We start from the raw sequence: 26,333 nt of genomic DNA on the forward strand, positions 1-26,333 counted from the left end.
ACACCACATGAACTGGGACGACACGACCGACCCCGCCGCCCCCGACGCGGAGCGGCTGGTGGGCTCTGTCGCCGACCGTGAGGACCAGGCCGTCGAGGCCGCCCTGCGCCCCAAGGACCTGGGCGAGTTCATCGGCCAGGAGAAGGTCCGCGAACAGCTCGACCTCGTCCTGCGCGCCGCACGCGCGCGTGGGGCGACCGCCGACCACGTGCTGCTCTCCGGCGCCCCCGGCCTCGGCAAGACCACCCTGTCGATGATCATCGCGGCCGAGATGGGCGCCCCCATCCGCATCACCTCCGGCCCCGCCATCCAGCACGCCGGCGACCTCGCCGCGATCCTCTCCTCCCTCCAGGAGGGCGAGGTCCTCTTCCTCGACGAGATCCACCGCATGTCCCGGCCCGCCGAGGAGATGCTCTACATGGCGATGGAGGACTTCCGGGTCGACGTCATCGTCGGCAAGGGCCCCGGCGCCACCGCCATCCCCCTCGAACTGCCCCCCTTCACCCTGGTCGGCGCCACCACGCGCGCGGGCCTGCTGCCGCCCCCGCTGCGCGACCGCTTCGGCTTCACCGCGCACATGGAGTTCTACGAACCGGCCGAGCTGGAGCGGGTCGTGCACCGTTCCGCGAGTCTCCTCGACGTCGAGATCGACGCCGACGGCGCCGCCGAGATCGCCGGCCGCTCCCGCGGCACGCCCCGCATCGCCAACCGCCTGCTGCGCCGCGTGCGGGACTACGCGCAGGTCAAGGCGGACGGGCACATCACGCGCGAGATCGCCGCGGCGGCCCTCGCCGTGTACGAGGTCGACGCGCGCGGCCTCGACCGGCTCGACCGCGCGGTCCTCCAGGCCCTGTTGAAGCTGTTCGGCGGCGGCCCGGTCGGCCTGTCCACGCTCGCCGTCGCGGTGGGGGAGGAGCGGGAGACCGTGGAAGAGGTCGCCGAGCCGTTCCTGGTACGCGAGGGCCTGCTCGCCCGTACCCCGCGCGGACGGGTCGCCACGCCCGCCGCATGGGCGCATCTCGGCCTCGCCCCGCCCCGCTCCGCCGCCGGTGGAAACGGACAACAGGACCTGTTCGGGGCGTGACGGCGAGGGCATTGGCCGGGGGAGGAACCCAGGTGCCATGCTGAGCGTTGTTCCTTGCATGCGGACTCGCTTAGACTCCGCCGATGCCGCCTTCGTCGGCGGCGCCGACCACACCCCCAAACATCAGGCCGCTCTCCATCGCGGTCGCGCGAAGGAAATTCCGTCCCGTGAATACCTTGACCCTTCTCCCGTTCATCGTGCTCATCGCGGCCATGTTCCTGATGACGCGCTCGGCCAAGAAGAAGCAGCAGCAGGCCGCCGACATGCGGAATCAGATGCAGCCCGGTTCCGGCGTGCGCACGATCGGGGGCATGTACGCGACGGTCAAGGAGGTCAACGAGGACACGGTCCTCGTCGACGCCGGCCCGGGTGTCGAGCTCCTCTTCGCCAAGAACGCGATCGGCGCCGTCCTCACCGACGACGAGTACAACCGCATCGTCCACGGCATCGAGCACGACCTGAAGTCCGACGCCGACGTCGTCCCGGACGACGCGTCCTCCCTCACCGAGAGCGACGGGCCTGCCGCCGACGCTGCCGCCGCCTCCGACGACAAGGCCGTCGACCTCGGCAAGAAGGACGCGCCCGAGGCGAAGGCCGAAGCGGCCCAGGCCGCCGAGGCCCGAGCCGAAGAGGCCAAGGCCGCCGAGGCGAAGGCGGACGAGGAGCCGAAGGCGGACGAAGAGCCGAAGAAGACCGACGGCGACTCCGACGCGAAGTAGTCACGCCCCGGGGAGCGCGTCGCGACACGTTCGCGGCCGGCGCACCCCGGGCGCGTCTGTTTCCCGTACGGGATCCCGACACCATGTCATGGCCGACCGCGCCGACCGTGCGCGGGGCGGCCCGAGAGGGAGTACGAGAAGGTGGCAGCACCTAAGAGGGGCCGGAGCGCGAGCGCCCAGAGCAAGCCAGGGCGCTCGCTGGCCCTCATCCTGATCGCCATCGTGGCGCTCACCGGAGGCATGTTCGCCACCGGGCACCCGACGCCGCGTCTGGGCATCGACCTGGCCGGCGGAACGAGCATCACCCTCAAGGCGAAGGCCGACCAGGGCGCCGCGATCAACAAGGCGAACATGGACACCGCGGTCGACATCATGAACCGCCGTGTCAACGGCCTCGGCGTCTCCGAGGCGGAGGTGCAGACCCAGGGGACCGACAACATCATCGTCAACATCCCCAAGGGCACCAACTCCAAGGAGGCCCAGCAGCAGGTCGGCACCACCGCGAAGCTGTACTTCCGCCCGGTCCTGGCCAGCGAGCCCAGCACGGGCACGGCGAGCCCCTCGCCGAGCGCCTCCTCCAGCGGCAAGGCCTCGCCGAGCCCGTCGAGCAGCGCGTCGCCCAAGCAGACGGCGTCCTCGTCCTCGTCCTCCTCAGCGTCCCCGACGGCCACGGCCACCTCGCAGGGCCGCGCGGTCACCGACGGCCTGAAGGCCGACGCCACGCCGTCGTCCTCCGCCTCCGCGAAGTCGTCGTCGTCCCCGAGCCCCTCCGCCTCGTCGAGCGGCGGTGCCGACGCCCGGGTCGCCCAGCTCCAGGCCCAGTACACCGCACTCGACTGCGCCGACCCGGCACAGCGCGCCAACGCGGGCAAGAAGGCCAAGCCCGGTGAGTCCACCGTGGCCTGTGGCGAGATCGACAAGATCTGGTACAAGTACCTGCTCGGCCCGGCCGCCGTGGACGGCACCGACGTCAAGAAGGCCGCGGCCGTGTTCGACACGCAGGGCGCCTCCGGCTGGCAGGTCCAGATGACCTTCACCAACAGCGGATCCAAGAAGTTCGCGACCATCACCGGTGAGCTGGCCAAGAACCAGAAGCCGCAGAACGAGTTCGGCATCGTCCTCGACGGCGAGGTCGTCTCCAGCCCGTTCGTCCAGCAGGCCATCACCGGCGGCCAGGCGGAGATCTCCGGCAGCTTCAAGCAGGAAGAGGCCCAGAACCTCGCCAACATGCTGTCGTACGGCGCGCTCCCGCTGTCCTTCCAGGAGCAGAGCGTCACCACCGTGACCGCCGCGCTCGGCGGCGAGCAGCTGCACGCCGGTCTGCTGGCCGGTGCCATCGGTCTCGCGCTGGTCGTGATCTACCTGGTGGTCTACTACCGGGGTCTGTCGTTGATCGCGATCGCCTCGCTGCTGGTCTCCGCGATCCTCACCTACGTGATCATGGCGCTGCTCGGTCCGACCATCAACTTCGCGCTGAACCTGCCCGCGGTCTGCGGTGCGATCGTCGCCATCGGTATCACCGCGGACTCGTTCATCGTGTTCTTCGAACGCATAAGGGACGAGATCCGCGAGGGCCGCTCGCTGCGTCCCGCCGTCGAGCGGGGCTGGCCGCGTGCCCGGCGCACCATCCTGGTCTCCGACTTCGTGTCGTTCCTCGCCGCCGCCGTGCTGTTCATCGTCACCGTCGGCAAGGTCCAGGGCTTCGCGTTCACGCTGGGGCTGACCACCGTGCTCGACGTGGTCGTCGTCTTCTTCTTCACCAAGCCGCTGATGACGATCCTCGCCCGCCGGAAGTTCTTCGCCGACGGTCACAAGTGGTCCGGCCTCGACCCGAAGAGCCTGGGGGCCAAGGCGCCGCTGCGCCGCACCCGCCGTCCCGCCGGTCCTGCCGCCGGCCCTGTCGACCCGAAGGAAGCGTGAGCGATGTCGAAATTCGGCAGCCTCGGCGCCCGACTGCACCGCGGCGAGATCAGCTACGACTTCGTCGGTCACCGCAAGATCTGGTACGGCGTCTCCATCCTGATCACCATCACGGCCATCCTCGGCCTGGCGGTGCGCGGCCTGAACATGGGCATCGAGTTCCAGGGCGGGGCGGTCTTCACGACGCCGAAGCACATGAGCGTCTCCGTGGCCAAGGCCGAGGAGTACGCGAACGACGCCTCCGGCCACGAGGCCATCGTGCAGAAGCTCGGTGACGGCAGCCTGCGCATCCAGATCGCCGGTATCGACACCGACAAGTCCGGCGAGATCAAGCAGACGCTGGCCAAGGACCTGAGCCTCGACCCGGAGAAGCTGGCGTCCGACCTGGTCGGCCCCAGCTGGGGCGAGCAGATCGCCAGCAAGGCCTGGGAAGGCCTGGCGATCTTCATGGTCCTCGTCGTGATCTACCTGGCGATCGCCTTCGAGTGGCGCATGGCCCTCGCGGCGCTCGTCGCGCTGATCCACGACATCACCATCACGACCGGTATCTACGCCCTCGTCGGCTTCGAGGTCACGCCCGGTACGGTCATCGGTCTGCTGACCATCCTCGGTTACTCGCTCTACGACACGGTCGTCGTCTTCGACAGCCTCAAGGAGCAGACCAAGGACATCACCAAGCAGAGCCGCTTCACCTACAGCGACATCGCCAACCAGTCGATCAACGGCACCCTGGTCCGCTCCATCAACACCACGGTGGTCGCGCTGCTGCCGGTGGCGGCCCTGCTGTTCATCGGCGGAGGCTTCCTCGGCGCCGGCACGCTCAACGACATCTCGCTGTCGCTGTTCGTCGGCCTCGCGGCGGGCGCGTACTCCTCGATCTTCATCGCCACGCCGCTCGTCGCCGACCTCAAGGAGCGCGAGCCGGAGATGAGGGCCCTGCGCAAGCGTGTCCTGGCCAAGCGCGCCCAGGGCGCCGGGGAGGAGCTTGCCGAGACCCGCTCCGTCGCCGGTGACGATGCGGATGACTCCGCCGCGGCCGTGGTGGGCCCGCGCAACCAGCCCGCGTCCCGCAACCGGGGCCGCGGCCGACCTTCTGGGAAGCGCCGATGACCGAGCTCACCGACATCACGACGCTGCTGCTCAGCCGTATCCGGGACGTGGAGGACTACCCGGAGCCGGGCGTGATGTTCAAGGACATCACCCCGCTCCTGGCGGACCCGGCGGCCTTCGCCGCCCTGACCCAGGCGCTGGCGGAGATCGCCGAGCGCACCGGTGCCACCAAGGTCGTCGGCCTGGAGGCCCGCGGCTTCATCCTGGGCGCTCCGGTCGCCGTCCGCGCGGGCCTCGGCTTCATCCCCGTACGCAAGGCGGGCAAGCTCCCCGGAGCGACCCTGCGGCAGGCCTACGACCTGGAGTACGGGTCGGCCGAGATCGAGGTGCACGCGGAGGACCTGACGTCCGCCGACCGCATCCTCATCGTGGACGACGTGCTCGCCACGGGGGGTACCGCGGAGGCGGCGATCCAGCTCATCCACCGTGCGGGCGCCGAGGTGGCGGGCGTCGCGGTCCTGATGGAACTGGGGTTCCTCCAGGGCCGTCCGCGGCTGGAGGCGGCGCTGAACGGGGCGCCGCTGGAAGCCCTTCTGCAGGTCTGATCAACGCAGTCCGAGGCCGTCCCGGGAGTTCCGGGGCGGCCTCGGCCGCGTTTTCGGAATCCCGCGGCAGCACCCCGTGTTTCCCCGGTAGACGGTCCTCACATCGGTCTGCGGGCGATGCCGGAGCCCAGGATCGCTACCATGGGATCTCCGGAGCCTGACCGGGGACCCGGATCGCGCACGAGGAGCCCTCTTGCCAGACGAGGCCCAGCCACTGACCGCCGCCAAGCCCGAGCCCGCCTCGGCCTCCACGGCGAAGCCCGCGCCGAACGCGCCCCACGCGAAGAACGACCCCCGCGGGCCGGTCGAGCACGCCCAGTCCGCGCCCGTCGAGAAGTCGGCCGAGACCACGCGCCCCAAGTCGGCACCGCCCGAGCACCCCGCGCAGTCCCCGGCGGTCCGCCCGTCGGCCGGACAGCCCGCGCGCTCCGGCTCCTCCAACCGCGTCCGTGCCCGCCTCGCCCGCCTGGGCGTCCAGCGCGCCAACCCCTACAACCCGGTCCTGGAGCCGCTGCTGCGCATAGTCCGCAGCAACGACCCCAAGATCGAGAACGCCACCCTGCGCCAGATCGAGCGCGCCTATCAGGTCGCCGAGCGCTGGCACCGCGGCCAGAAGCGCAAGAGCGGCGACCCGTACATCACGCACCCGCTGGCGGTGACCACCATCCTCGCCGAGCTGGGCATGGACCCGGCCACCCTGATGGCGGGGCTGCTGCACGACACCGTCGAGGACACCGAGTACGGCCTGGACGACCTGCGCCGGGACTTCGGCGACGTGGTCGCCCTCCTCGTCGACGGCGTCACCAAGCTGGACAAGGTCAAGTTCGGTGAGGCCGCGCAGGCCGAGACCGTGCGCAAGATGGTCGTCGCCATGGCCAAGGACCCCCGCGTCCTGGTCATCAAGCTCGCCGACCGCCTGCACAACATGCGCACCATGCGCTACCTCAAGCGCGAGAAGCAGGAGAAGAAGGCGCGCGAGACCCTGGAGATCTACGCGCCGCTCGCCCACCGCCTGGGCATGAACACCATCAAGTGGGAGCTGGAGGATCTCGCCTTCGCGATCCTCTACCCCAAGATGTACGACGAGATCGTGCGGCTCGTCGCCGAGCGGGCCCCCAAGCGCGACGAGTACCTCGCCATAGTGACCGACGAGGTCCAGGCCGACCTGCGCGCCGCCCGCATCAAGGCGACCGTCACCGGCCGGCCCAAGCACTATTACAGCGTCTACCAGAAGATGATCGTCCGCGGCCGTGACTTCGCGGAGATCTACGACCTGGTGGGCATCCGTGTCCTGGTCGACACGGTCAGGGACTGCTACGCGGCCCTCGGCACCGTGCACGCGCGATGGAACCCGGTCCCCGGCCGGTTCAAGGACTACATCGCGATGCCCAAGTTCAACATGTACCAGTCGCTGCACACGACGGTCATCGGGCCCAACGGCAAGCCGGTCGAACTCCAGATCCGCACCTTCGACATGCACCGCCGCGCCGAGTACGGCATCGCCGCCCACTGGAAGTACAAGCAGGAGGCCGTCGCCGGCGCCTCCAAGGTGCGCACCGACGTGCCCAAGGCGTCCGGCAAGGACAAGGACGCCATCAACGACATGGCGTGGCTGCGGCAGCTCCTGGACTGGCAGAAGGAGACCGAGGACCCCAGCGAGTTCCTGGAGTCGCTGCGCTTCGACCTCTCCCGCAACGAGGTCTTCGTCTTCACCCCCAAGGGCGACGTCATCGCGCTCCCGGCCGGTGCCACCCCGGTCGACTTCGCGTACGCGGTGCACACCGAGGTCGGCCACCGCACCATAGGGGCGCGGGTCAACGGCCGCCTCGTACCACTGGAATCCACCCTGGACAATGGCGACCTGGTCGAGGTCTTCACCTCCAAGGCGCCCGGCGCGGGTCCCTCCCGCGACTGGCTCGGGTTCGTGAAGTCGCCGCGCGCCCGCAACAAGATCCGGGCGTGGTTCTCCAAGGAGCGGCGCGACGAGGCGATCGAGCAGGGCAAGGACGCCATCGTCCGCGCGATGCGCAAGCAGAACCTGCCGATCCAGCGCATCCTCACCGGCGACTCGCTCGTCACGCTCGCCCACGAGATGCGCTACTCGGACATCTCCGCGCTGTACGCGGCGATCGGCGAGGGCCATGTCTCCGCGCAGAACATCGTGCAGAAGCTCGTCCAGGCGCTCGGCGGCGAGGAGGCGGCCACCGAGGAGATCGACGAGACGGTCCCGCCCTCCCGCAGCCGCAGCCGCAAGCGCCGCTCCAGCGCCGACCCGGGCGTCGTCGTCAAGGGTGTCGACGACGTGTGGGTCAAGCTGGCCCGCTGTTGTACGCCGGTCCCCGGCGACCCGATCATCGGCTTCGTCACGCGCGGTAGCGGCGTATCGGTTCACCGCAGCGACTGCGTCAACGTGGAGTCACTGTCCCGAGAGCCGGAGCGCATCCTCGACGTCGAGTGGGCGCCCACCCAGTCCTCCGTCTTCCTGGTCGCCATCCAGGTCGAGGCCCTGGACCGCTCCCGGCTGCTGTCGGACGTCACGCGCGTCCTGTCCGACCAGCACGTCAACATCCTCTCCGCGGCCGTCCAGACCTCCCGCGACCGTGTGGCCACCTCCCGCTTCACCTTCGAGATGGGCGACCCCAAGCACCTCGGACACGTCCTGAAGGCGGTACGGGGCGTGGAGGGCGTGTACGACGTGTACCGGGTGACGTCGGCGCGCAGCCGTTCATGACGACCCGCCGGACGTAGCAGCGCACGCGAGAGGGCCCCGTACACCGTCGTACGGGGCCCTCTCACGTGCGTGGGGCAGGCGTCAGCCGCCGAACTCCTGCAGACCCTTCAGCGCCTGGTCCAGCAGGGCCTGACGGCCCTCCAGCTCCCGCTCGAGCTTGTCGGCCTTGGCGGTGTTGCCCTGGGCGCGCGCCTGCTCGATCTGACCCCTGAGCTTGTCCACGGCGGCCTGCAGCTGGCCGGTCAGACCCTCGGCACGCGCGCGTGCCTCCGGGTTCGTCCGGCGCCACTCGGCCTCCTCGGCCTCCTGGATCGCCCGGTCGACCGTGTGCATCCGGCCCTCGACCTTCGGACGCGCGTCGCGCGGCACATGGCCGATGGCCTCCCAGCGCTCGTTGATCGAGCGGAAGGCTGCGCGGGCGGACTTCAGGTCCGTGATCGGCAGGAGCTTCTCGGCCTCCTCGGCCAGCTCCTCCTTCAGCTTCAGGTTCTCCGACTGCTCCGCGTCCCGCTCGGCGAAGACCGAGCTGCGGGCGGCGAAGAACACGTCCTGGGCGCCGCGGAAGCGGTTCCACAGGTCGTCCTCGTGTTCGCGCTGGGCGCGGCCCGCGGCCTTCCACTCCGCCATCAGCTCGCGGTAGCGGGCCGCCGTCGGACCCCAGTCCGTGGAACCGGACAGGGCCTCGGCCTCGGCGACCAGCCTCTCCTTGGTCTTCCGGGCCTCCTCGCGCTGCGCGTCCAGCTGCGCGAAGTGCGCCTTGCGCCGCTTGGAGAACGCCGAGCGAGCGTGCGAGAAGCGGTGCCACAGCTCGTCGTCCGACTTGCGGTCCAGACGCGGCAGGCCCTTCCAGGTGTCCACGAGGGAACGCAGCCGCTCACCGGCCGCCCGCCACTGGTCGGACTGCGCCAGCTCCTCCGCCTCGGCGACCAGCGCCTCCTTGGAGTGCCGGGCCTCGTCGGACTGCTTGGCGCGCTGCTGCTTGCGCTCCTCGCGGCGCGCCTCGACGGTCTGGACGAGCTTGTCCAGGCGGGTGCGCAGCGCGTCCAGGTCGCCGACCGCGTGGTGCGCGTCGACCTGCTCCCGGAGGTGGTCGATGGCGGCCTGTGCGTCCTTCGCCGACAGGTCGGTGGTCTGCACTCGCTTCTCGAGGAGGCCGATCTCGACAACCAGGCCCTCGTACTTGCGCTCGAAGTAGGCCAGCGCCTCCTCGGGGGAGCCGGCCTGCCAGGAACCGACGACCTGCTCGCCGTCGGCCGTACGCACGTACACGGTCCCCGTCTCGTCGACGCGGCCCCACGGGTCGCTGCTCACAGCGCCTCCTCCACATGATGCCTGCGGGGGGCCTCAGCTCCCCCGGGCATCGTCCACAGTTTCGTCACGGCCAACATAGGCGACCAGCGGGTTGCCTGTCCGCATCCAGCGCGACCGAATTCCGCTGCCCGCCGACCCGGCCGTCAGGATTTCGTGACCGTCGCCTTGTTGATCACGACCGTCGCGTTCGGAGCACCGTCACCCTGCCCGGTGCTGTCGCCCGCGGCGGCGATCTTCTTCAGCACCTTCAGGCCCGCCGCGTCGACAGTACCGAACGGGGTGTAGCTGGGCGGCAACTGGCTGTCCTGGTAGACCAGGAAGAATTGGCTGCCACCGGTGTGCTTCTGGCCGGTGTTCGCCATCGCGACCGTGCCCGCCGGATAGACGTTGCCCTTCAGGCTTGCGTCCTTGAGGTTCTCGTCAGGGATCGTGTACCCCGGACCACCGCTGCCGGTGCCCGTCGGGTCGCCGCACTGCAGCACGTAGATGCCGTTGGTGGTGAGCCGGTGGCACTTCGTGTGGTCGAAGTAGCCCTTGGCCGCGAGGAAGTTGAACGAGTTCACCGTGTGCGGCGCCGCCGAGGTCTTCAGCGCGACGCCGATGTCACCGCAGGTCGTCGCCAGCTTCATCGTGTACTTCGCCGACTTGTCGATGGTGACCGCCGGTTCCTTCTTCCAGCTCAGCTTCTTCACCGAACCCTTGGCGGCCTTCTCGCACGGGTCCGGGGCCTTGCTGGTGGGCGAGGCGCTGGGGGTGACGTCGGAACTGGCGTTGGACTTCTTGTCGTCGTCGTTCTTCAGCACCCCGGTCGTGTACAGGGCGACGCTGCCTATGACGACCACGCCGAGCACCGACGCGATCACGGAGTTGCGCATGCGTGCCTTGCGCCGCGCCGACGTGCGCCGCTGCTGCTGCCGCAAGAACTTCTCCCGGGCGAGCTGACGCCGCCGCTGCTCCTGGCTGACCACCGGGTTCTCTCCTCATGCGTGTCGTGTTGCCGACCGGTACGCGTGCGTCCTGTGAGCCGACAGCCGCGTGTAGCCCCGTACCGTATATGGGTTCGCTGAGGAAACGGCACCGCCGGTAGGCTCTGACAGCAGTTGTAGCCGCCTGTAATCGACACAACGAAGGACGATCGTGCTCATTGCCGGGTTCCCCGCCGGGGCCTGGGGGACGAACTGTTATCTCGTCGCCCCCGCCGCCGGAGAGGAGTGCGTGATCATCGACCCGGGCCACCAGGCCGCCCCAGGAGTCGAGGAAACGCTGAAGAAGCATCGGCTCAAGCCCGTCGCCGTCGTCCTCACCCACGGCCACATCGACCATGTGGCCTCGGTCGTCCCGGTGTGCGGCGCGCACGACGTGCCCGCGTGGATCCACCCCGAGGACCGGTACATGATGAGCGACCCCGAGAAGGCGCTCGGCCGTTCCATCGGCATGCCGCTCATGGGCGAGCTGACGGTCGGGGAGCCGGACGACGTCAAGGAGCTGACCGACGGCGCGCGGCTCGCGCTCGCCGGTCTGGAGTTCTCCGTGGCGCACGCGCCCGGCCATACCAAGGGGTCGGTGACGTTCCGGATGCCCGAGTCGACCGACATCCCGTCGGTGTTCTTCTCCGGGGATCTGCTCTTCGCCGGCTCCATCGGACGCACCGACCTGCCCGGCGGTGACATGGCCGAGATGCTCGACTCGCTGGCCCGCGTGTGCCTGCCGCTCGAGGACTCGACCGTGGTGCTGTCCGGCCACGGCCCCCAGACGACCATCGGCCAGGAGCGCGCCACCAACCCGTATCTGCGGCAGGTGGCCGCCGGCCTCGGGAGCGTGGACGCTCCCCGACGAGGAATGTGACGAGAGACTTCCCGTGAGCACCTACAAGGCCCCCAAGGGCACATACGACCTGATCCCGCCGGACTCCGCGAAGTACCTGGCGGTCCGCGAGGCCATCGCCGCCCCGCTGCGCAACTCCGGCTACGGCTACATCGAGACGCCCGGCTTCGAGAACGTCGAGCTGTTCGCGCGCGGTGTCGGCGAGTCGACCGACATCGTGACCAAGGAGATGTACGCCTTCGAGACCAAGGGCGGCGACCGGCTGGCCCTGCGCCCCGAGGGCACGGCCTCCGTGCTGCGCGCCGCGCTGGAGGCCAACCTGCACAAGGCGGGCAACCTGCCGGTCAAGCTCTGGTACTCCGGCTCGTACTACCGCTACGAGCGCCCGCAGAAGGGCCGCTACAGGCACTTCTCCCAGGTCGGCGCCGAGGCCATCGGCGCGGAGGACCCGGCGCTGGACGCCGAGCTGATCATCCTGGCCGACCAGGCGTACCGTTCGCTGGGGCTGCGGAACTTCCGCATCCTGCTGAACTCGCTGGGCGACAAGGAGTGCCGGCCGGTGTACCGGGCCGCGCTGCAGGACTTCCTGCGGAACCTGGACCTGGACGAGGACACCCTGCGCCGGGCCGAGATCAACCCGCTGCGAGTACTGGACGACAAGCGTGAGTCGGTCCAGAAGCAGCTGGGGGACGCCCCGCTCCTGCGCGACTACCTGTGCGACGCGTGCAAGGCGTACCACGAGGAGGTGCGCGAGCTGATCAGCGCGGCCGGTGTGGCCTTCGAGGACGACCCGAAGCTGGTGCGCGGCCTCGACTACTACACCCGTACGACCTTCGAGTTCGTCCACGACGGCCTCGGCTCCCAGTCCGCCGTGGGCGGCGGTGGCCGCTACGACGGCCTGTCGGAGATGATCGGCGGCCCCGCGCTGCCGTCCGTGGGCTGGGCCCTCGGCGTCGACCGTACGGTGCTGGCCCTGGAGGCGGAGGGGGTCGAGCTCGACCTTCCGTCGACGACCAGCGTCTTCGCCGTGCCGCTGGGCGAGGACGCCCGCCGGGTGCTGTTCGCCAAGGTCACCGAGCTGCGCAAGGTGGGCATCGCGGCGGACTTCTCCTACGGCGCGAAGGGGCTGAAGGCGGCCATGAAGGCCGCCAACCGCTCCGGCGCCCGCTTCACCCTCGTCGCCGGCGAGCGCGACCTCGCTGAGGGCGTCGTCCAGCTCAAGGACATGGAGTCCGGCGAGCAGACCCCGATCGGCGTGAACGAGATCGTGGCCGAACTGGAGTCACGGCTGGGCTAGCAGGCACGTGAAGCGCCGGGCGCCCGAGAGGGCACCCGGCGCTTCCGTCACGGATCCAGCAGCCCGAACCGCATCGCCGAGGTGACCGCTGCCGTCCGGTCGTCGACTCCCAGCTTGCCGAAGGCCCGCAGCAGGTGGGTTTTCACCGTGGACTCCCCGATGAACAGGCGGCGGCCGATCTCGGCGTTGGTGCAGCCGTCGGCCACCAGGCGGAGGATCGCGGTCTCCCGGTCCGACAGGCGGGGCGTTCGGGCTTGGCGCGCAGTTGGTCGACCAGGCGGGCCGCGACGGAGGGGGCCAGTACGGTCTCGCCACGGGCGGCGGCGCGTACGGCGTCGGCCAACCGGCCCCGCGGCAGGCTCGACGGCGATCGAGATGCCCAGCGACTGGAAGCTCGTCGACATGATCCCGGAGGCCATCATCGCGGGGACGTACAGCTGGGAGGCGGTGACGCCGCTGCCGCGCACGTCGTCGTGGAAGATCGACGCGAAGAGGAAGAGGAAGACGACCGGGAAGGCGAAGGTGAACACCACCTGGTCGCGCTGCCGGAAGAACTGCTTGATCTCCAGCGCGCCCCTGCTCAGGCCGAGGGACCAGGTCATCGCGCGTGCTCCTGTCCGGTCAGCCGGAGGTAGACGTCCTCCAGGGTGGGGCGGCTCACCGTGAGCCCCGGTATCTCGCCGTCGAAGCGCTCCATGAGCGCGGCGACCGTCTTCGTCGGGGTGTCCGTCTGCTCCGCGCGCGCGAAGCCGCCGGGATCCGTCCAGGTCACCGTGGCTCCGGTGCCGTACCGCTCGCGCAGCTCCCCGGGCTCGCCCTCGGCGACGACCCGGCCCCGGGCGACCACCGCGAGCCGGTCCGCGAGTGCCTCGGCCTCCTCCAGGTAGTGGGTGGGCAGCACGATCGTCGTGCCCTCGTCGGCGAGCAGCCGGATCAGGTCCCAGAACTGCCGCCGGGCCGCCGGGTCGAAGCCGGTCGTCGGCTCGTCCAGGAGCAGCAGTTCGGGGCCGCCGATCACACCGAGCGCCACGTCGAGGCGGCGGCGCTGGCGGCCCGAGAGGCCCTGGATCCGGCTGTCCGCCTTCGCGTCCAGCCCGACCAGGCCGATGACCCGCTCCGGGTCCCGCGGGCGCGGGTAGTAGCGGGCGAAGTGCCGTACGGTCTCGCGGACCGTCAACTCGGCGGGCGCCGATTCGTCCTGCCAGACGATTCCCACACGGGATCGCCACGCGCGCGTGCCGGTCGCCGGGTCCGACCCCAGGACGGAGACCTCGCCCGCGTCCCGGGAGCGGTGACCCATCTCCACCGTGGTGCTCTTGCCCGCGCCGTTGGGCCCCAGCAGGCCGAACACCTCTCCGCGCCGGATGCCCAGATCGATGCCGTCCACCGCGGTCACGTCGCCGTACTGCTTGCGCAGCCCTCGTACGTGCACCGCGTATTCGTCCGCGTGTGCTGTCATGCCCCCGAGCTCCGGCCGGAACCGAACGCTCCGGGACGACCGCGCGTACCTCCTTATGTCCAGCGAACGGTGGACACACGGGTGCGTGCGGCACAATGACGCGTGCCCGAAGATGGTCCTATTCTCAAGTGACGGAATCGGCGTGATGAGCAAGACGACTGTGAACGACGTCTCCACGGAGCCCGGGCCCGAGCAGGCCACCGCCGCGTCGCGGACGCTGGGCGGCAGCCGTGCCTTCGCCCTGCTGCTGCTGATCACCGGTGCGGCCGGACTGCTCGCCGCGTGGGTCATCACGATCGACAAGTTCAAGATCCTCGAGGCCAAGGTCGCGGGCGAGACCTTCACTCCCGGGTGCAGCCTCAACCCGATCGTCTCCTGCGGCAGCGTCATGGAGAGCAAGCAGGCCGCCGCCTTCGGCTTTCCCAACCCGATGCTCGGCCTGGTCTGCTACGGCATCGTCATCTGCGTCGGCATGAGCCTGCTCGCCCGGGCCCGCTTCCCGCGCTGGTACTGGCTCACCTTCAACTTCGGCACGCTCTTCGGCGTGGCCTTCTGCACCTGGCTGCAGTTCCAGTCGCTGTACCGGATCAACGCGCTGTGCCTGTGGTGCTCCCTGGCCTGGGTCGCCACGATCACCATGTTCTGGTACGTGACCTCCTTCAACGTGCGCAACGACCTCCTGCCCGCCCCGCGCCCGGTCAAGAACTTCCTCGCCGAGTTCACCTGGGTGCTGCCGGTCACGCACTGCGGCATCATCGCCATGCTGATCCTGACCCGCTGGGGCAGCAAGCTCTGGGTCTGAGCCCGGTCCGGCGGCGATGTCAGTGCGGTGATTTAGGGTTTTGGACGTGGAACCCGACCTGTTCACCGCCGCAGCCGAAGAACGCCAGGAGAAGGACCCCGCCGCCAGCCCCCTGGCGGTGCGGATGCGCCCGCGCACCCTCGACGAGGTCGTGGGCCAGCAGCATCTGCTGAAGCCCGGCTCGCCCCTGCGCCGGCTGGTCGGCGAGGGCGCGGGCGGTCCCGCCGGACCGTCCTCGGTGATCCTCTGGGGGCCGCCGGGCACCGGCAAGACGACTCTGGCGTACGTCGTCTCCAAGGCCACCAACAAGCGCTTCGTCGAGCTGTCGGCCATCACCGCGGGCGTCAAGGAGGTGCGCGCGGTCATCGACGGCGCCCGCCGCGCCACCGGCGGCTTCGGCAAGGAGACCGTCCTGTTCCTGGACGAGATCCACCGCTTCAGCAAGGCCCAGCAGGACTCCCTGCTCCCGGCGGTGGAGAACCGCTGGGTGACCCTGATCGCGGCGACCACGGAGAACCCGTACTTCTCGGTGATCTCCCCACTGCTGTCCCGCTCCCTCCTGCTCACCCTCGAACCCCTCACCGACGACGACCTGCGCGGTCTGATCAAGCGGGCCCTGACCGACGAGCGCGGTCTGCGGGACGCCGTCACCCTCCCCGAGGACACCGAGGACCACCTCCTGCGCATCGCCGGCGGCGACGCCCGCCGCGCCCTGACCGCCCTGGAGGCCGCCGCCGGAGCCGCGCTCGACAAGGGCGAGACGGAGATCGCCCTGGCGACCCTGGAGGAGACGGTCGACCGGGCCGCGGTGAAGTACGACCGCGACGGCGACCAGCACTACGACGTGGCCAGCGCCCTGATCAAGTCCATCCGCGGCTCCGACGTCGACGCGGCCCTGCACTATCTGGCCCGGATGATCGAGGCCGGCGAGGACCCCCGCTTCATCGCCCGCCGCCTGATGATCTCGGCCAGCGAGGACATCGGCCTGGCCGACCCCAACGCCCTGCCGATCGCGGTCGCCGCCGCCCAGGCCGTCGCCCTGATCGGCTTCCCCGAGGCCGCCCTCACCCTCAGTCACGCCACCATCGCCCTGGCCCTCGCCCCCAAGTCCAACTCCGCGACCCTCGCGATAGGCGCCGCTCTGGACGACGTACGCAAGGGGCTGGCCGGCCCGGTGCCCCCGCACCTGCGTGACGGGCACTACAAGGGCGCGGCCAAGCTCGGCCACGCGCAGGGGTACGTGTACCCGCACGACCTGCCCGAGGGCATCGCCCCGCAGCAGTACGCACCGGACGCCATCAAGGAGCGCGAGTACTACACACCGACCCGGCACGGCACCGAGGCCCGGTACGCGGACGCGGTCGAGTGGACCAGGAAGCACCTCGGTCGCAAGCGGTCCTGAGCACGCTGTAGAATGCTCCGAAGTGCTGAGTCCCGCGCAGTCAGAGCGGGACAGCCAGCCGGAGATCCAGTCCTTCGTGGATTGACTCCAGGAGCGTCGCGCACCGTCGGACGGTGTCGCGGGCAGCCCACCACCACCCGAACTTCCGGGAACGGTCGGTGGGCCACTCGCGTGCTGCACATATGTGCCCAGACCAGGGGAGCGGCTGCCCGGCAGGTCCCTCGCGGACCCGGCGGGTTTCCCCGGCTGCGGATGCGACCTCCCTCAACCCTGACAAGCCGGAAACTACGAAAGAAGACAGAGACAGTGGCGAACCAGTCCCGCCCCAAGGTCAAGAAGTCGCGTGCCCTCGGCATCGCGCTGACCCCGAAGGCCGTCAAGTACTTCGAGGCCCGCCCCTACCCGCCGGGTGAGCACGGCCGTGGCCGCAAGCAGAACTCGGACTACAAGGTCCGTCTGCTGGAGAAGCAGCGTCTGCGCGCGCAGTACGACATCTCCGAGCGCCAGCTGGTCCGCGCCTACGAGCGCGCCTCCAAGGTTCAGGGCAAGACCGGTGAGGCCCTGATCGTCGAGCTCGAGCGCCGTCTCGACGCCCTGGTCCTGCGTTCGGGCATCGCCCGCACCATCTACCAGGCCCGCCAGATGGTCGTGCACGGCCACATCCAGGTCAACGGCCAGAAGGTCGACAAGCCGTCCTTCCGCGTGCGTCCGGACGACGTCGTCCAGGTCCGTGACCGCTCCAAGGACAAGACGCTCTTCCAGATCGCCCGCGAGGGTGGCTTCGCCCCCGACGGCGAGACCCCCCGCTACCTGCAGGTGAACCTCCGCGCCCTGGCGTTCCGCCTGGACCGCGAGCCGAACCGCAAGGAAGTTCCGGTCATCTGCGACGAGCAGCTCGTCGTCGAGTACTACGCCCGCTGATCACCAGCCGGGTGTAGCACCTCCGCGTCGGCCCGCCGTCTCCCCGCCCTCCCGGGCGGGCGAGGCGGCGGGCTTTCGCATGTCCGCCCCAGCGCCCGGGCCACGGCGGCCTCCCGGTCCAGGCCCGCCCCCTGCCGTACGCACTCCTCGTACCGCGCGTCGCCCAGCGCCTGCCGGGCCGTCGCCTCGCACAGCTCGTGCGGGGCGTTGTAGTAGGCCGAGCCGAACAGCGGCAGCCCCACCGACGGCCACATCCGGGCCGCCGCGCCCTGCAGCACCGCGGCCTCGGCCGGGTCGCCCTCGGTGGCCCTGACCAGGGCCAGCAGCTCGATCGACAGCACCGAGCCCAGCAGGTCCCGGAAGGAGTGCGCGCTGCCCAGGCACTCCGTCAGCAGCCCCCGGGCACGCGCCGGATCGCCGCCCTGCCAGGCCGCGTACGCCAGCACGAACAGCGCGTACGACCGCGCCCACCGCTCCCCGTGCTCCTCGCACACCCGGCGCACCTCCTCGCACAGCCGCACCGCGTCCGGCAGATCGCCCAGGAACGCCCGCGTCATCGCCAGCTCGACCTGGCCCATCAGCACGTTGCTGTTGAACTCGCCGATCTCCCGGTAGCGGGCGAGCGCCGAGCGCAGCAGCGTCTGAGCACCCGCCATGTCGTCCGTGACCAGGGCGAGGCAGCCGGTGCGGTGTTCCGCGTACGCCACCGCCGTCGCGTCGCCCGACCGCTCCGCCGCCTGCCGGCACTCCCGCAGCACGGCCAGCGCCGGGACGGTGTCGCCCTGGAGGATCGCCACGTAACCCAGCACCCACAGCGCCTTCAGCCGGGACTGCTCGTACTCCGAGACCGGCTCCAGGCTGCGCTCCAGCCAGCGCCGCCCCTCCGACAGCCGCCCGCAGCCGACCCAGCAGAACCACAGCGAGCCCGCGAGGTACTGGCCCAGGTGCGCCTCCTCGGGCTCGGTCAGGCAGTGCTCCAGGGCCGCCCTGAGATTCGGCAGCTCGGCCTCGACCCGCGCGGCCACCTCGGCCTGCCGGGGCGAGAACCACTCCAGCTCGCACCAGGTCGCCAGGCCCATGTACCAGTCGCGGTGCCGCCGCCGCAGCCGGGCCGCGTCCCCCGCCGCCGCCAGCCAGTCGGCGCCGTACGCCCGGACCGTGTCCAGCATCCGGTAGCGCACGCCCGCGGGGGTCTCCTCGCGGGTGATCACCGACTGGGCGAGCAGCTCGGACAGCACGTCCAGGACGTCGTCGGCGTCCAGCCCGGCGCCGCCGCACACGTACTCGGCCGCCTCCAGGTCGAAGGTCCGGGCGAACACCGACAGCCGCGCCCACAGCAGCCGCTCGGCGGGCGTGCACAGCTCGTGGCTCCAGCCGATCGCGGTGCGCAGCGTCTGGTGGCGGGCCGGGACGTCCCGGCCGCCGCCGGTCAGCAGCCGGAACCGGTCGTCGAGCCGCTCCAGCAGCCGGGCGGGGGACAGGGCCCGCAACCGCCCGGCGGCCAGCTCCACCGCCAGCGGGATCCCGTCCAGGCGGCGGCACAGCTCCCGTACCTCCCCGCTGTCCGGCACGTCCAGGCCCTGCCGGTCCGCCCGGTCGGCGAACAGCTCCACCGCCTCGTCCTCACCCAGCGGCGCCAGCGGGAACAGCCGCTCGCCCGCCACCGCCAGCGGTCTGCGGCCGGCCGCCAGCACCCGCAGCCCCGGCGCCCGCCGCAGCAGCTCGGCCACCAGCTCCGCGCACGCCGCCACCAGGTGCTCGAACCCGTCCAGCACCAGCAGGAGGTCACGGTCGGCGAGGTGCTCCAGCAGCGCCTGGCGTGGCGGGCGTGTGGTGTGGTCCGTCAGCCCCAGCGCCTCCACCACCGCGTAGTCCACGAACTCCGGGTCCTGCGCCGGGGCCAGCTCCACCAGCCATACACCGTCCCGGTGCACCGCCCGCCGCGCCGCCCGTACCGCCAGCCGCGACTTGCCGACCCCGCCGACGCCCGTCACCGTCACCAGCCGGCCCGCCTCCAGCGCCTGGGCCAGCCCGGCCAGCTCCGCCGAGCGGCCGACGAAGGCGTTGAGCTCCAGGGGCAGATGGCCGTCCGCCGGGGGGCCGTGACGCTGAGGACCTCGCATGGGACACGGAGCGTACTGAAGCGTATTCATTCCGTACAATCGCTTCCTGTGTTTCCACCGCTCCCCGCCGGTAATCCGGTACGGAGCCCCAGCCCCGGCGCGATAGGCTCGGGACACGACCTTTTCGATGTTCAGGCACGTTTCAGGGAGCGGGTGAACAGTGTCCGGTGGAGAGGTGGCCGGGATCCTGGTGGCCGTCTTCTGGGCGATCCTGGTCTCCTTCCTCGCCGTGGCTCTGGCGAGGCTGGCCCAGACGCTCAGGGCGACCACCAAGCTCGTGGCGGACGTGACCGACCAGGCGGTCCCGCTGCTCGCCGACGCCTCCGCGGCCGTGCGCTCCGCGCAGACCCAGATCGACCGGGTCGACGCGATCGCCTCCGACGTCCAGGAGGTCACGTCGAACGCCTCCGCGCTCTCGACCACCGTCGCCTCCACCTTCGGCGGCCCCCTGGTCAAGGTCGCGGCCTTCGGCTACGGCGTGCGCCGGGCCCTGGGCGCCCGCAAGGAGGACGAGCCCGCGAAGAGGTCGAGGCGTACCGTGATCGTGGGCCGCACCGTCCCGGCCGCGCGGCGGGAGAAGCGGAACCGGGGGAACAACCCGGAGAAGAGGGACTGAGCGACCGATGTTCCGCCGTACGTTCTGGTTCACCACGGGCGTCGCAGCCGGTGTGTGGGCCACCACCAAGGTCAACCGCAAGCTCAAGCAGCTGACGCCCGAGAACCTCGCCGCCACGGCGGCCAACAAGGCGCTCGAGGCCGGTCACCGGCTCAAGGACCGCGCGGTCGGCTTCGCGCTCGACGTCCGCGACAACATGGCCCAGCGGGAGGCCGAACTGGGCGATGCGCTCGGGATCGACGCGGACCCCGAACTCCCGGCGCCCCGGCGGTACGCCGCCATCGAGAACCGCAACAACCCGAAGTACGTCGAGGGCTCGACGTACCAGACGTACTCGTACAACCGGAATGAGGACCACTGATGGAGTCGGCCGAGATTCGCCGCCGCTGGCTGAGCTTCTTCGAGGAGCGCGGGCACACCGTCGTCCCTTCGGCGTCGCTCATCGCGGACGACCCGACTCTGCTCCTCGTCCCCGCCGGCATGGTTCCCTTCAAGCCCTACTTCCTGGGTGAGGTCAAGCCGCCCTTCGCCCGCGCCACCAGCGTGCAGAAGTGCGTGCGCACGCCCGACATCGAAGAGGTCGGCAAGACCACGCGGCACGGCACGTTCTTCCAGATGTGCGGCAACTTCTCCTTCGGCGACTACTTCAAGGAAGGCGCCATCAAGTACGCCTGGGAGCTGCTCACCACGCCCCAGGACAAGGGTGGTTACGGCCTCGACCCCGAGCGCCTGTGGATCACCGTCTACAAGGACGACGACGAGGCCGAGCGGATCTGGCACGAGGTCGTCGGCGTGCCCAAGGAGCGCATCCAGCGCCTCGGCATGAAGGACAACTACTGGTCCATGGGCGTCCCCGGCCCGTGCGGCCCCTGTTCCGAGATCAACTACGACCGCGGCCCCGAGTTCGGCGTCGAGGGCGGCCCCGCCGTCAACGACGAGCGGTACGTGGAGATCTGGAACCTCGTCTTCATGCAGTACGAGCGCGGCGAGGGCATCGGCAAGGACAACTTCGAGATCCTCGGCGATCTGCCGAGCAAGAACATCGACACGGGCCTCGGCATGGAGCGCCTCGCCATGATTCTGCAGGGTGTGCAGAACATGTACGAGATCGACACCTCCATGGCGGTCATCAAGAAGGCCACCGAGCTGACCGGTGTCGAGTACGGCGACGCCCACGCCTCGGACGTCTCCCTGCGCGTGGTCACCGACCACATGCGCACGTCCGTGATGCTCATCGGCGACGGCGTCACCCCCGGCAACGAGGGCCGCGGCTACGTCCTGCGCCGCATCATGCGCCGCGCCATCCGCAACATGCGCCTGCTCGGTGCCACCGGTCCGGTCGTCAAGGACCTGATCGACACGGTCATCGAGATGATGGGCCAGCAGTACCCGGAGCTGGTAACCGACCGCGAGCGCATCGAGAAGGTCGCCCTCGCCGAGGAGAACGCCTTCCTCAAGACGCTGAAGGCCGGCACCAACATCCTCGACACCGCCGTCACCGAGACCAAGCAGGCCGGTTCGGCCGTCCTGCCCGGCGACAAGGCCTTCCTGCTCCACGACACCTGGGGCTTCCCGATCGACCTCACCCTCGAGATGGCCGCCGAGCAGGGGCTGTCCGTGGACGAGGAGGGCTTCCGCCGCCTGATGAAGGAGCAGCGGGAGCGCGCCAAGGCCGACGCCCAGTCCAAGAAGACCGGCCACGCCGACATGGGCGCCTACCGCGAGATCGCCGACGCCGCCGGTGCCACCGACTTCATCGGCTACTCGGACACCGAGGGCGAGACCACGATCGTCGGCCTGCTCGTCGACGGTGTCTCCTCCCCGGCCGCCACCGAGGGCGACGAGGTCGAGGTCGTCCTCGACCGCACCCCGTTCTACGCCGAGGGCGGCGGTCAGATCGGCGACACCGGCCGTATCAAGGTCGACTCCGGTGCCGTCATCGAGGTCCGCGACACCCAGAAGCCGGTCCCGGGGGTCTACGTCCACAAGGGCGTCGTCCAGGTCGGCGAGGTGACGGTCGGCGCCAAGGCCCACGCCTCCATCGACCACCGCCGTCGCAAGGCCATCGCCCGCGCCCACTCGGCCACCCACCTCACCCACCAGGCCCTGCGCGACGCCCTCGGCCCGACGGCCGCCCAGGCCGGTTCCGAGAACCAGCCCGGCCGCTTCCGCTTCGACTTCGGTTCGCCGTCCGCCGTGCCGACGGCCGTGATGACCGACGTCGAGCAGCAGATCAACGAGGTGCTCGCCCGCGACCTCGACGTGCACGCCGAGGTCATGGGCATCGACGAGGCCAAGAAGCAGGGCGCCATCGCCGAGTTCGGCGAGAAGTACGGCGAGCGCGTCCGCGTGGTCACCATCGGCGACTTCTCCAAGGAGCTGTGCGGCGGCACGCATGTGCACAACACCGCCCAGCTGGGTCTGGTGAAGCTGCTCGGCGAGTCCTCGATCGGCTCCGGTGTGCGCCGTATCGAGGCCCTGGTCGGCGTCGACGCCTACAACTTCCTCGCCCGCGAGCACACGGTCGTCAACCAGCTGACCGAGCTGCTCAAGGGGCGTTCCGAGGAGCTGCCGGAGAAGGTCTCCGCCATGCTCGGCAAGCTCAAGGACGCCGAGAAGGAGATCGAGAAGTTCCGCGCCGAGAAGGTGCTGCAGGCCGCGGCCGGTCTCGCCGGGTCGGCCAAGGACGTCCGCGGGGTCGCCCTGGTCACCGGTCAGGTGCCGGACGGTACGACCCCCGACGACCTGCGCAGGCTCGTCCTCGACGTGCGTGGCCGCATCCAGGGCGGCCGGGCCGCCGTGGTCGCCCTGTTCACGGTCAACAACGGCAAGCCGCTGACCGTGATCGCCACCAACGAGGCCGCCCGCGAGCGCGGTCTCAAGGCCGGTGACCTGGTGCGTACGGCCGCCAAGACCCTCGGCGGCGGCGGTGGCGGCAAGCCGGACGTCGCCCAGGGCGGCGGCCAGAACCCGGCCGCCGTCGGCGAGGCCGTCGACGCCGTCGAGCGGCTCGTGGCGGAAACGGCCAAGTGATGCGCCGCGGACGCCGACTCGCGATCGACGTCGGGGACGCCCGTATCGGGGTCGCCTCGTGCGACCCCGACGGGATCCTCGCCACGCCGGTGGAGACCGTCCCCGGACGGGACATCCCGGCGGCTCACCGCCGGCTGAGGCAACTGGTCGAGGAGTACGAGCCGATCGAGGTCGTCGTCGGTCTCCCTCGCTCCCTCAAGGGGGGCGAGGGCCCGGCTGCGGCCAAGGTCCGCCGCTTCGCCCAGGAACTCGCCCGCATGATTCAGCCGGTCGGGGTGAGACTGGTGGACGAGCGGATGACGACCGTGACGGCCACTCAGGGGCTGCGCGCCTCCGGCGTGACGTCCAAGAAGGGCCGTTCCGTCATCGATCAGGCCGCCGCCGTCGTCATTCTGCAGCAGGCCCTGGAATCCGAACGGGTGTCAGGCAATGCACCCGGCGAGGGCGTCGAAGTGGTCATCTGATCGCGATACGGTAACGTTCCGCGCGATGCGGTGGTGTTCGAACAGCCACCGCACAGAGAGAGTCGGAACGGTAACCCGGCCCCCGGGCCGCGTGACCGGCCGTCTCGCGGCTCTAGGGGATCGATGACTGAGTATGGCCGGGGCCAAGGCTCCGAACCGTGGCATCCGGAGGACCCGTTGTACGGGGATGGCGGATGGGAAGGGCAGCAGCAGGCTCACGTGGGCCCGCAGTCTGCCTACGGCGGCCAGCCGCAGCAGTATCCGCAGGAGCCGCAGTACGGTGACTGGGCCCAGGACCAGGGCCAGCAGGGCGGGTACGACCAGCAGCAGTACCAGTACTACGAGGGCCAGGGCCACCAGCAGTACGAGCAGCAGGGTCACCAGCACTACGGCGAGCAGGGGCAGCAGCAGTACGACCAGCAGCAGTATGCCGGTCATGTCCAGGAGCAGTACCACCAGGGCGGCGGCTGGGACGCCACCGGTACCCACGGACACGTGCCCTACGCCGCCGATCCCGGTGACCCCTACGGCCAGCAGCCGGTGGCCTACGGCGGGGAGCAGCCCGACCTCTACGGCACCCCCGACGCCTACCCGCCACCGGAGCCGCCCGGCCGCAGACGCCCCGAGCCCGAGCCGGAGGCCGAGCCGGAGCCCGGTCCCGAGCAGGACGAGCACCCCTTCTTCGCGGGTGGGGGCGACGACGAGGACGAGGCCGACGACGAGCTCGGTGACGACCCGAAAGCGCGCCGTGCCCATGGTGACAAGCGCGGCAAGAACGGCAAAGGGGCCAAGGGCGGCAAGGGGGCCAAGAAGCGGCGCAACGGCTGCGCCTGCATGGTGGTCGTCCTGGTCTTCGGCGGCGGGCTGGGCGGTGTCGGATATTTCGGGTACAAGTTCTACCAAAATCGTTTCGCCCCGGCTCCGGACTACGCGGGCGACGGCATCAACGCGACGGTGGCCGTCGAGATCCCCAAGGGCGCGGGCGGCTGGGAGATCGGCCGCCGGCTGAAAGAGGCCGGGGTCGTCAAGAGCGCCGACGCTTTCGTGCACGCCCAGGGGCAGAACTCCAAGGGTGACCAGATCCAGGCCGGTGCCTATCTCCTGAAGAAGGAGATGTCCGCCGCCAGCGCCGTCACCGCGATGCTCGACCCGCGGAGCCAGGCCAACGTGGTGGTCACGCCCGGACAGCGCAACGCGGGCGTCTACGCGGCGATCGACAAGAAGCTCGGTCTTTCCATCGGCACCACCAAGGGAATCGCCCGCAAGCAGTACAAGAGCCTCGGGCTGCCGGGCTGGGCGAAGAACGACAAGCAGATCATCGATCCGCTGGAGGGCTTCCTCTTCCCGGGCACCTATCCCGCGGCCAAGGGGATGAAGCCCGCGGCGATCCTGAAGCAGATGGTCACCCAGGCCAAGGACAAATACGCCGCCTACGGCCTCACGGCGAAGGCCAAGGACCTGGGGCTGGAGAACCCGTGGCAGCTCGTCACGGTCTCGAGCCTTGTCCAGGCCGAGGGAAAGACGCACGACGACTTCCGCAAGATGGCGGAAGTGATCTACAACCGCCTCAAGCCGACGAACACCGAGACCAACCAGCTGCTGCAGTTCGACTCGACCTTCAACTACCTGAAGGGCACCAGCAACATCCACATCAGCGAGTCCGAGATCAACAGCAACAAGGACCCGTACAACACCTACACCAACAGGGGACTCCCGCCCGGTCCCATCGGAAACCCCGGCGACGACGCGATCAAGGCGGCACTGAATCCGACCGACGACGGCTGGATCTACTTCGTGGCGACCGACGGTCAGAACGAGACCGAGTTCGCCAAGACGTACGCCGAATTCCAGGAACTCAAGGACAAGTTCAATGCCAGCTCGGGCCGCTGACGCCCGCCGTGCCGCCGTGCTCGGTAAGCCCATCGCCCACTCGCTCTCCCCGGTGCTGCACCGGGCGGCGTACGACGAACTCGGCCTGGCCGACTGGTCGTACGAGCGCTTCGAGGTCGACGAGGACGGCCTGCCCGGCTTTCTCGACGGGCTCGGGCCCGGGTGGGCGGGGCTGTCGCTGACCATGCCGCTGAAGCGGGCGGTCATCCCGCTGGTCGACGAGATCAGCGACACGGCCGCCTCCGTGGAGGCGGTCAACACGGTCGTCTTCACCGAGGACGGCCGGCGTATCGGCGACAACACCGACATCCCGGGCATGGTCGCCGCCCTGCGCGAGCACGGCATCGAACAGGTCGACTCCGCCGCCGTCCTCGGCGCCGGCGCCACCGCCTCCTCCGCCCTGGCCGCTCTGGCCCGGGTCTGCACCGGTGAGATCGTCGCGTACGTCCGCAGCGAGGCCCGCGCCGCCGAGATGCGCCAGTGGGGCGAGCGGCTCGACGTGGAGCTGCGCACGGCCGACTGGGCGGACGCGGCCGAGGCGCTGCGCGCCCCCCTGGTGATCGCCACGACGCCCGCGGGCACCACCGACGCCCTCGCCGCCGCCGTACCGGAGCGGCCCGCCACCCTCTTCGACGTGCTCTACGACCCCTGGCCGACCGAACTGGCGGCGCGCTGGTCGATGTTCGGCGGCGCCGTCGTCAGCGGACTCGACCTGCTGGTGCACCAGGCCGTGCTCCAGGTGGAGCAGATGACCGGCCGCGCACCGGCGCCGCTGGAGGCCATGCGCCGGGCCGGGGAGAAGGCGCTCGCCGGACATTGACCGCCGCCCGCGCGTCCGGGTTCTGGACCGGGGGCCGGGTCCCGTCGCGGACGTGGGAGGATCGGAGATGGCGGGCCGGGGCCGCGCACCTGGTCGCGCCGTTGCCGTACGCGAGGACGCGCGTACGCAGGGCAGTACCGGGCGCGAGCACTGAGGAGCACCGTTGAGCAGGTTGCGCTGGCTGACCGCGGGGGAGTCCCACGGTCCCGCACTCGTCGCCACGCTGGAGGGTCTTCCCGCCGGCGTGCCGGTCACCACGGAG

Annotated in this window: 21 protein-coding genes and 3 pseudogenes; 18 read left to right on the forward strand and 6 right to left on the reverse strand. The window is 70.3% G+C overall.

Translation table 11 applies throughout. From position 1 onward, the window contains the following. Positions 1 to 7 precede the first annotated feature (7 nt). The 6 genes from ruvB to ACZ7L0_RS32310 all read left to right on the forward strand — a co-directional run bounded on the left by ruvB (position 8) and on the right by ACZ7L0_RS32310 (position 8,109). Positions 8 to 1,084 carry a Holliday junction branch migration DNA helicase RuvB gene (gene ruvB / locus ACZ7L0_RS32285; RefSeq protein WP_471246065.1) on the forward strand — a complete coding sequence of 359 codons (1,077 nt, stop codon included), beginning with the start codon at positions 8 to 10 and terminating at the stop codon, positions 1,082 to 1,084. A 167-nt stretch (positions 1,085 to 1,251) separates the two neighbouring features. Next, on the forward strand, positions 1,252 to 1,803 hold the full coding sequence (gene yajC / locus ACZ7L0_RS32290) for a preprotein translocase subunit YajC (protein WP_471246066.1): 552 nt from the start codon (positions 1,252 to 1,254) through the stop codon (positions 1,801 to 1,803). 141 nt (positions 1,804 to 1,944) lie between these two features. Then, on the forward strand, positions 1,945 to 3,723 hold the full coding sequence (gene secD, locus ACZ7L0_RS32295) for a protein translocase subunit SecD (protein WP_471246067.1): 1,779 nt from the start codon (positions 1,945 to 1,947) through the stop codon (positions 3,721 to 3,723). Positions 3,724 to 3,726: 3 nt separating this feature from the next. Continuing rightward, on the forward strand, positions 3,727 to 4,833 hold the full coding sequence (secF, locus tag ACZ7L0_RS32300) for a protein translocase subunit SecF (protein ID WP_471246068.1): 1,107 nt from the start codon (positions 3,727 to 3,729) through the stop codon (positions 4,831 to 4,833). Then, positions 4,830 to 5,378, forward strand: coding sequence for an adenine phosphoribosyltransferase (locus ACZ7L0_RS32305; RefSeq protein WP_471246069.1), 549 nt, complete (start codon positions 4,830 to 4,832; stop codon positions 5,376 to 5,378). The genes secF and ACZ7L0_RS32305 overlap by 4 nt, the downstream gene beginning before the upstream one ends. 193 nt (positions 5,379 to 5,571) lie before the next feature. After that, positions 5,572 to 8,109, forward strand: a complete 2,538-nt coding sequence (locus ACZ7L0_RS32310) for a RelA/SpoT family protein (RefSeq protein WP_471246070.1) — start codon at positions 5,572 to 5,574, stop codon at positions 8,107 to 8,109. A gap of 81 nt (positions 8,110 to 8,190) precedes the next feature. Here the strand turns inward: ACZ7L0_RS32310 and ACZ7L0_RS32315 are convergent, their stop codons facing one another. Together ACZ7L0_RS32315 and ACZ7L0_RS32320 are read right to left on the reverse strand one after the other, a co-directional pair. Next, positions 8,191 to 9,420 (reverse strand): DUF349 domain-containing protein, encoded by a 1,230-nt coding sequence (locus tag ACZ7L0_RS32315; protein WP_471246071.1) that lies wholly within the window; start codon positions 9,418 to 9,420, stop codon positions 8,191 to 8,193. A gap of 143 nt (positions 9,421 to 9,563) precedes the next feature. Further along, positions 9,564 to 10,388 (reverse strand): peptidylprolyl isomerase, encoded by an 825-nt coding sequence (locus ACZ7L0_RS32320; protein WP_471246072.1) that lies wholly within the window; start codon positions 10,386 to 10,388, stop codon positions 9,564 to 9,566. A 169-nt stretch (positions 10,389 to 10,557) separates the two neighbouring features. Here ACZ7L0_RS32320 and ACZ7L0_RS32325 point away from each other — a divergent pair, with 169 nt between their 5' ends. Continuing rightward, on the forward strand, positions 10,558 to 11,265 hold the full coding sequence (locus ACZ7L0_RS32325) for an MBL fold metallo-hydrolase (protein ID WP_471246073.1): 708 nt from the start codon (positions 10,558 to 10,560) through the stop codon (positions 11,263 to 11,265). Positions 11,266 to 11,278: 13 nt separating this feature from the next. Further along, positions 11,279 to 12,541, forward strand: a complete 1,263-nt coding sequence (gene hisS, locus ACZ7L0_RS32330) for a histidine--tRNA ligase (RefSeq protein ID WP_471246074.1) — start codon at positions 11,279 to 11,281, stop codon at positions 12,539 to 12,541. Between the two features lie 47 nt (positions 12,542 to 12,588). Here hisS and ACZ7L0_RS32335 read toward each other — a convergent pair. The 3 genes and pseudogenes from ACZ7L0_RS32335 to ACZ7L0_RS32345 form a co-directional block, all read right to left on the reverse strand. Then, positions 12,589 to 12,899, reverse strand: a pseudogene (locus ACZ7L0_RS32335) (helix-turn-helix domain-containing protein); the annotation flags it as partial. 1 nt (position 12,900) lies between these two features. Then, positions 12,901 to 13,143 (reverse strand): annotated as a pseudogene (locus ACZ7L0_RS32340) (ABC transporter permease); the annotation flags it as partial. Continuing rightward, positions 13,140 to 14,000, reverse strand: coding sequence for an ABC transporter ATP-binding protein (locus ACZ7L0_RS32345; protein ID WP_471246075.1), 861 nt, complete (start codon positions 13,998 to 14,000; stop codon positions 13,140 to 13,142). The gene ACZ7L0_RS32345 and the pseudogene ACZ7L0_RS32340, both read right to left, overlap by 4 nt. Positions 14,001 to 14,145: 145 nt before the next feature. Between ACZ7L0_RS32345 and ACZ7L0_RS32350 the strand changes: the two genes are divergently transcribed. The 3 genes from ACZ7L0_RS32350 (at position 14,146) to rpsD (ending at position 17,125) form a co-directional block, all read left to right on the forward strand. Beyond that, on the forward strand, positions 14,146 to 14,802 hold the full coding sequence (locus ACZ7L0_RS32350; RefSeq protein WP_471246076.1) for a vitamin K epoxide reductase family protein: 657 nt from the start codon (positions 14,146 to 14,148) through the stop codon (positions 14,800 to 14,802). Positions 14,803 to 14,848: 46 nt separating this feature from the next. Beyond that, entirely contained in the window at positions 14,849 to 16,204 is a 1,356-nt protein-coding gene (locus ACZ7L0_RS32355; protein WP_471246077.1) for a replication-associated recombination protein A, read from the forward strand. A gap of 306 nt (positions 16,205 to 16,510) precedes the next feature. Then, complete coding sequence (rpsD, locus tag ACZ7L0_RS32360; RefSeq protein ID WP_132853601.1) at positions 16,511 to 17,125, forward strand: 30S ribosomal protein S4; 615 nt, start codon at positions 16,511 to 16,513, stop codon at positions 17,123 to 17,125. Here rpsD and ACZ7L0_RS32365 read toward each other — a convergent pair. Beyond that, a pseudogene (locus tag ACZ7L0_RS32365) lies at positions 17,126 to 19,248 on the reverse strand (ATP-binding protein). Positions 19,249 to 19,408: 160 nt separating this feature from the next. Here ACZ7L0_RS32365 and ACZ7L0_RS32370 point away from each other — a divergent pair. The 7 genes from ACZ7L0_RS32370 to ACZ7L0_RS32400 all read left to right on the forward strand — a co-directional run. After that, a complete protein-coding gene (locus tag ACZ7L0_RS32370) occupies positions 19,409 to 19,864 on the forward strand; it encodes a DUF948 domain-containing protein (protein ID WP_471246078.1) in 456 nt (151 codons plus the stop codon). Positions 19,865 to 19,871: 7 nt separating this feature from the next. Beyond that, entirely contained in the window at positions 19,872 to 20,225 is a 354-nt protein-coding gene (locus tag ACZ7L0_RS32375; protein ID WP_471246079.1) for a hypothetical protein, read from the forward strand. Next, complete coding sequence (alaS, locus tag ACZ7L0_RS32380; protein WP_471246080.1) at positions 20,225 to 22,897, forward strand: alanine--tRNA ligase; 2,673 nt, start codon at positions 20,225 to 20,227, stop codon at positions 22,895 to 22,897. Before ACZ7L0_RS32375 ends, alaS begins: the two co-directional genes overlap by 1 nt. Continuing rightward, entirely contained in the window at positions 22,897 to 23,361 is a 465-nt protein-coding gene (ruvX, locus tag ACZ7L0_RS32385; protein WP_471246081.1) for a Holliday junction resolvase RuvX, read from the forward strand. Before alaS ends, ruvX begins: the two co-directional genes overlap by 1 nt. Before the next feature lie 123 nt (positions 23,362 to 23,484). Then, complete coding sequence (gene mltG, locus ACZ7L0_RS32390; RefSeq protein ID WP_471246082.1) at positions 23,485 to 25,251, forward strand: endolytic transglycosylase MltG; 1,767 nt, start codon at positions 23,485 to 23,487, stop codon at positions 25,249 to 25,251. Then, a complete protein-coding gene (locus tag ACZ7L0_RS32395) occupies positions 25,232 to 26,071 on the forward strand; it encodes a shikimate dehydrogenase (RefSeq protein ID WP_471246083.1) in 840 nt (279 codons plus the stop codon). Before mltG ends, ACZ7L0_RS32395 begins: the two co-directional genes overlap by 20 nt. Positions 26,072 to 26,234: 163 nt before the next feature. Beyond that, on the forward strand, positions 26,235 to 26,333 hold a 99-nt coding region (locus ACZ7L0_RS32400; protein WP_158711799.1), incomplete at its 3' end, for a chorismate synthase.

Source organism: Streptomyces sp. NPDC039424 (assembly GCF_055639495.1).

Excerpts from the sequence above, each read along its gene's own strand:
- ruvX (WP_471246081.1), top strand. The coding sequence starts at position 22,897 with ATGCGCCGCGGACGCCGACTCGCGATCGACGTCGGGGACGCCCGTATC.
- ACZ7L0_RS32350 (WP_471246076.1), top strand. The coding sequence starts at position 14,146 with ATGAGCAAGACGACTGTGAACGACGTCTCCACGGAGCCCGGGCCCGAG.
- ACZ7L0_RS32375 (WP_471246079.1), top strand. The coding sequence starts at position 19,872 with ATGTTCCGCCGTACGTTCTGGTTCACCACGGGCGTCGCAGCCGGTGTG.
- ACZ7L0_RS32345 (WP_471246075.1), bottom strand. The coding sequence starts at position 14,000 with ATGACAGCACACGCGGACGAATACGCGGTGCACGTACGAGGGCTGCGC.
- mltG (WP_471246082.1), top strand. The coding sequence starts at position 23,485 with ATGACTGAGTATGGCCGGGGCCAAGGCTCCGAACCGTGGCATCCGGAG.
- ACZ7L0_RS32305 (WP_471246069.1), top strand. The coding sequence starts at position 4,830 with ATGACCGAGCTCACCGACATCACGACGCTGCTGCTCAGCCGTATCCGG.
- ACZ7L0_RS32395 (WP_471246083.1), top strand. The coding sequence starts at position 25,232 with ATGCCAGCTCGGGCCGCTGACGCCCGCCGTGCCGCCGTGCTCGGTAAG.
- alaS (WP_471246080.1), top strand. The coding sequence starts at position 20,225 with ATGGAGTCGGCCGAGATTCGCCGCCGCTGGCTGAGCTTCTTCGAGGAG.
- ruvB (WP_471246065.1), top strand. The coding sequence starts at position 8 with ATGAACTGGGACGACACGACCGACCCCGCCGCCCCCGACGCGGAGCGG.
- secF (WP_471246068.1), top strand. The coding sequence starts at position 3,727 with ATGTCGAAATTCGGCAGCCTCGGCGCCCGACTGCACCGCGGCGAGATC.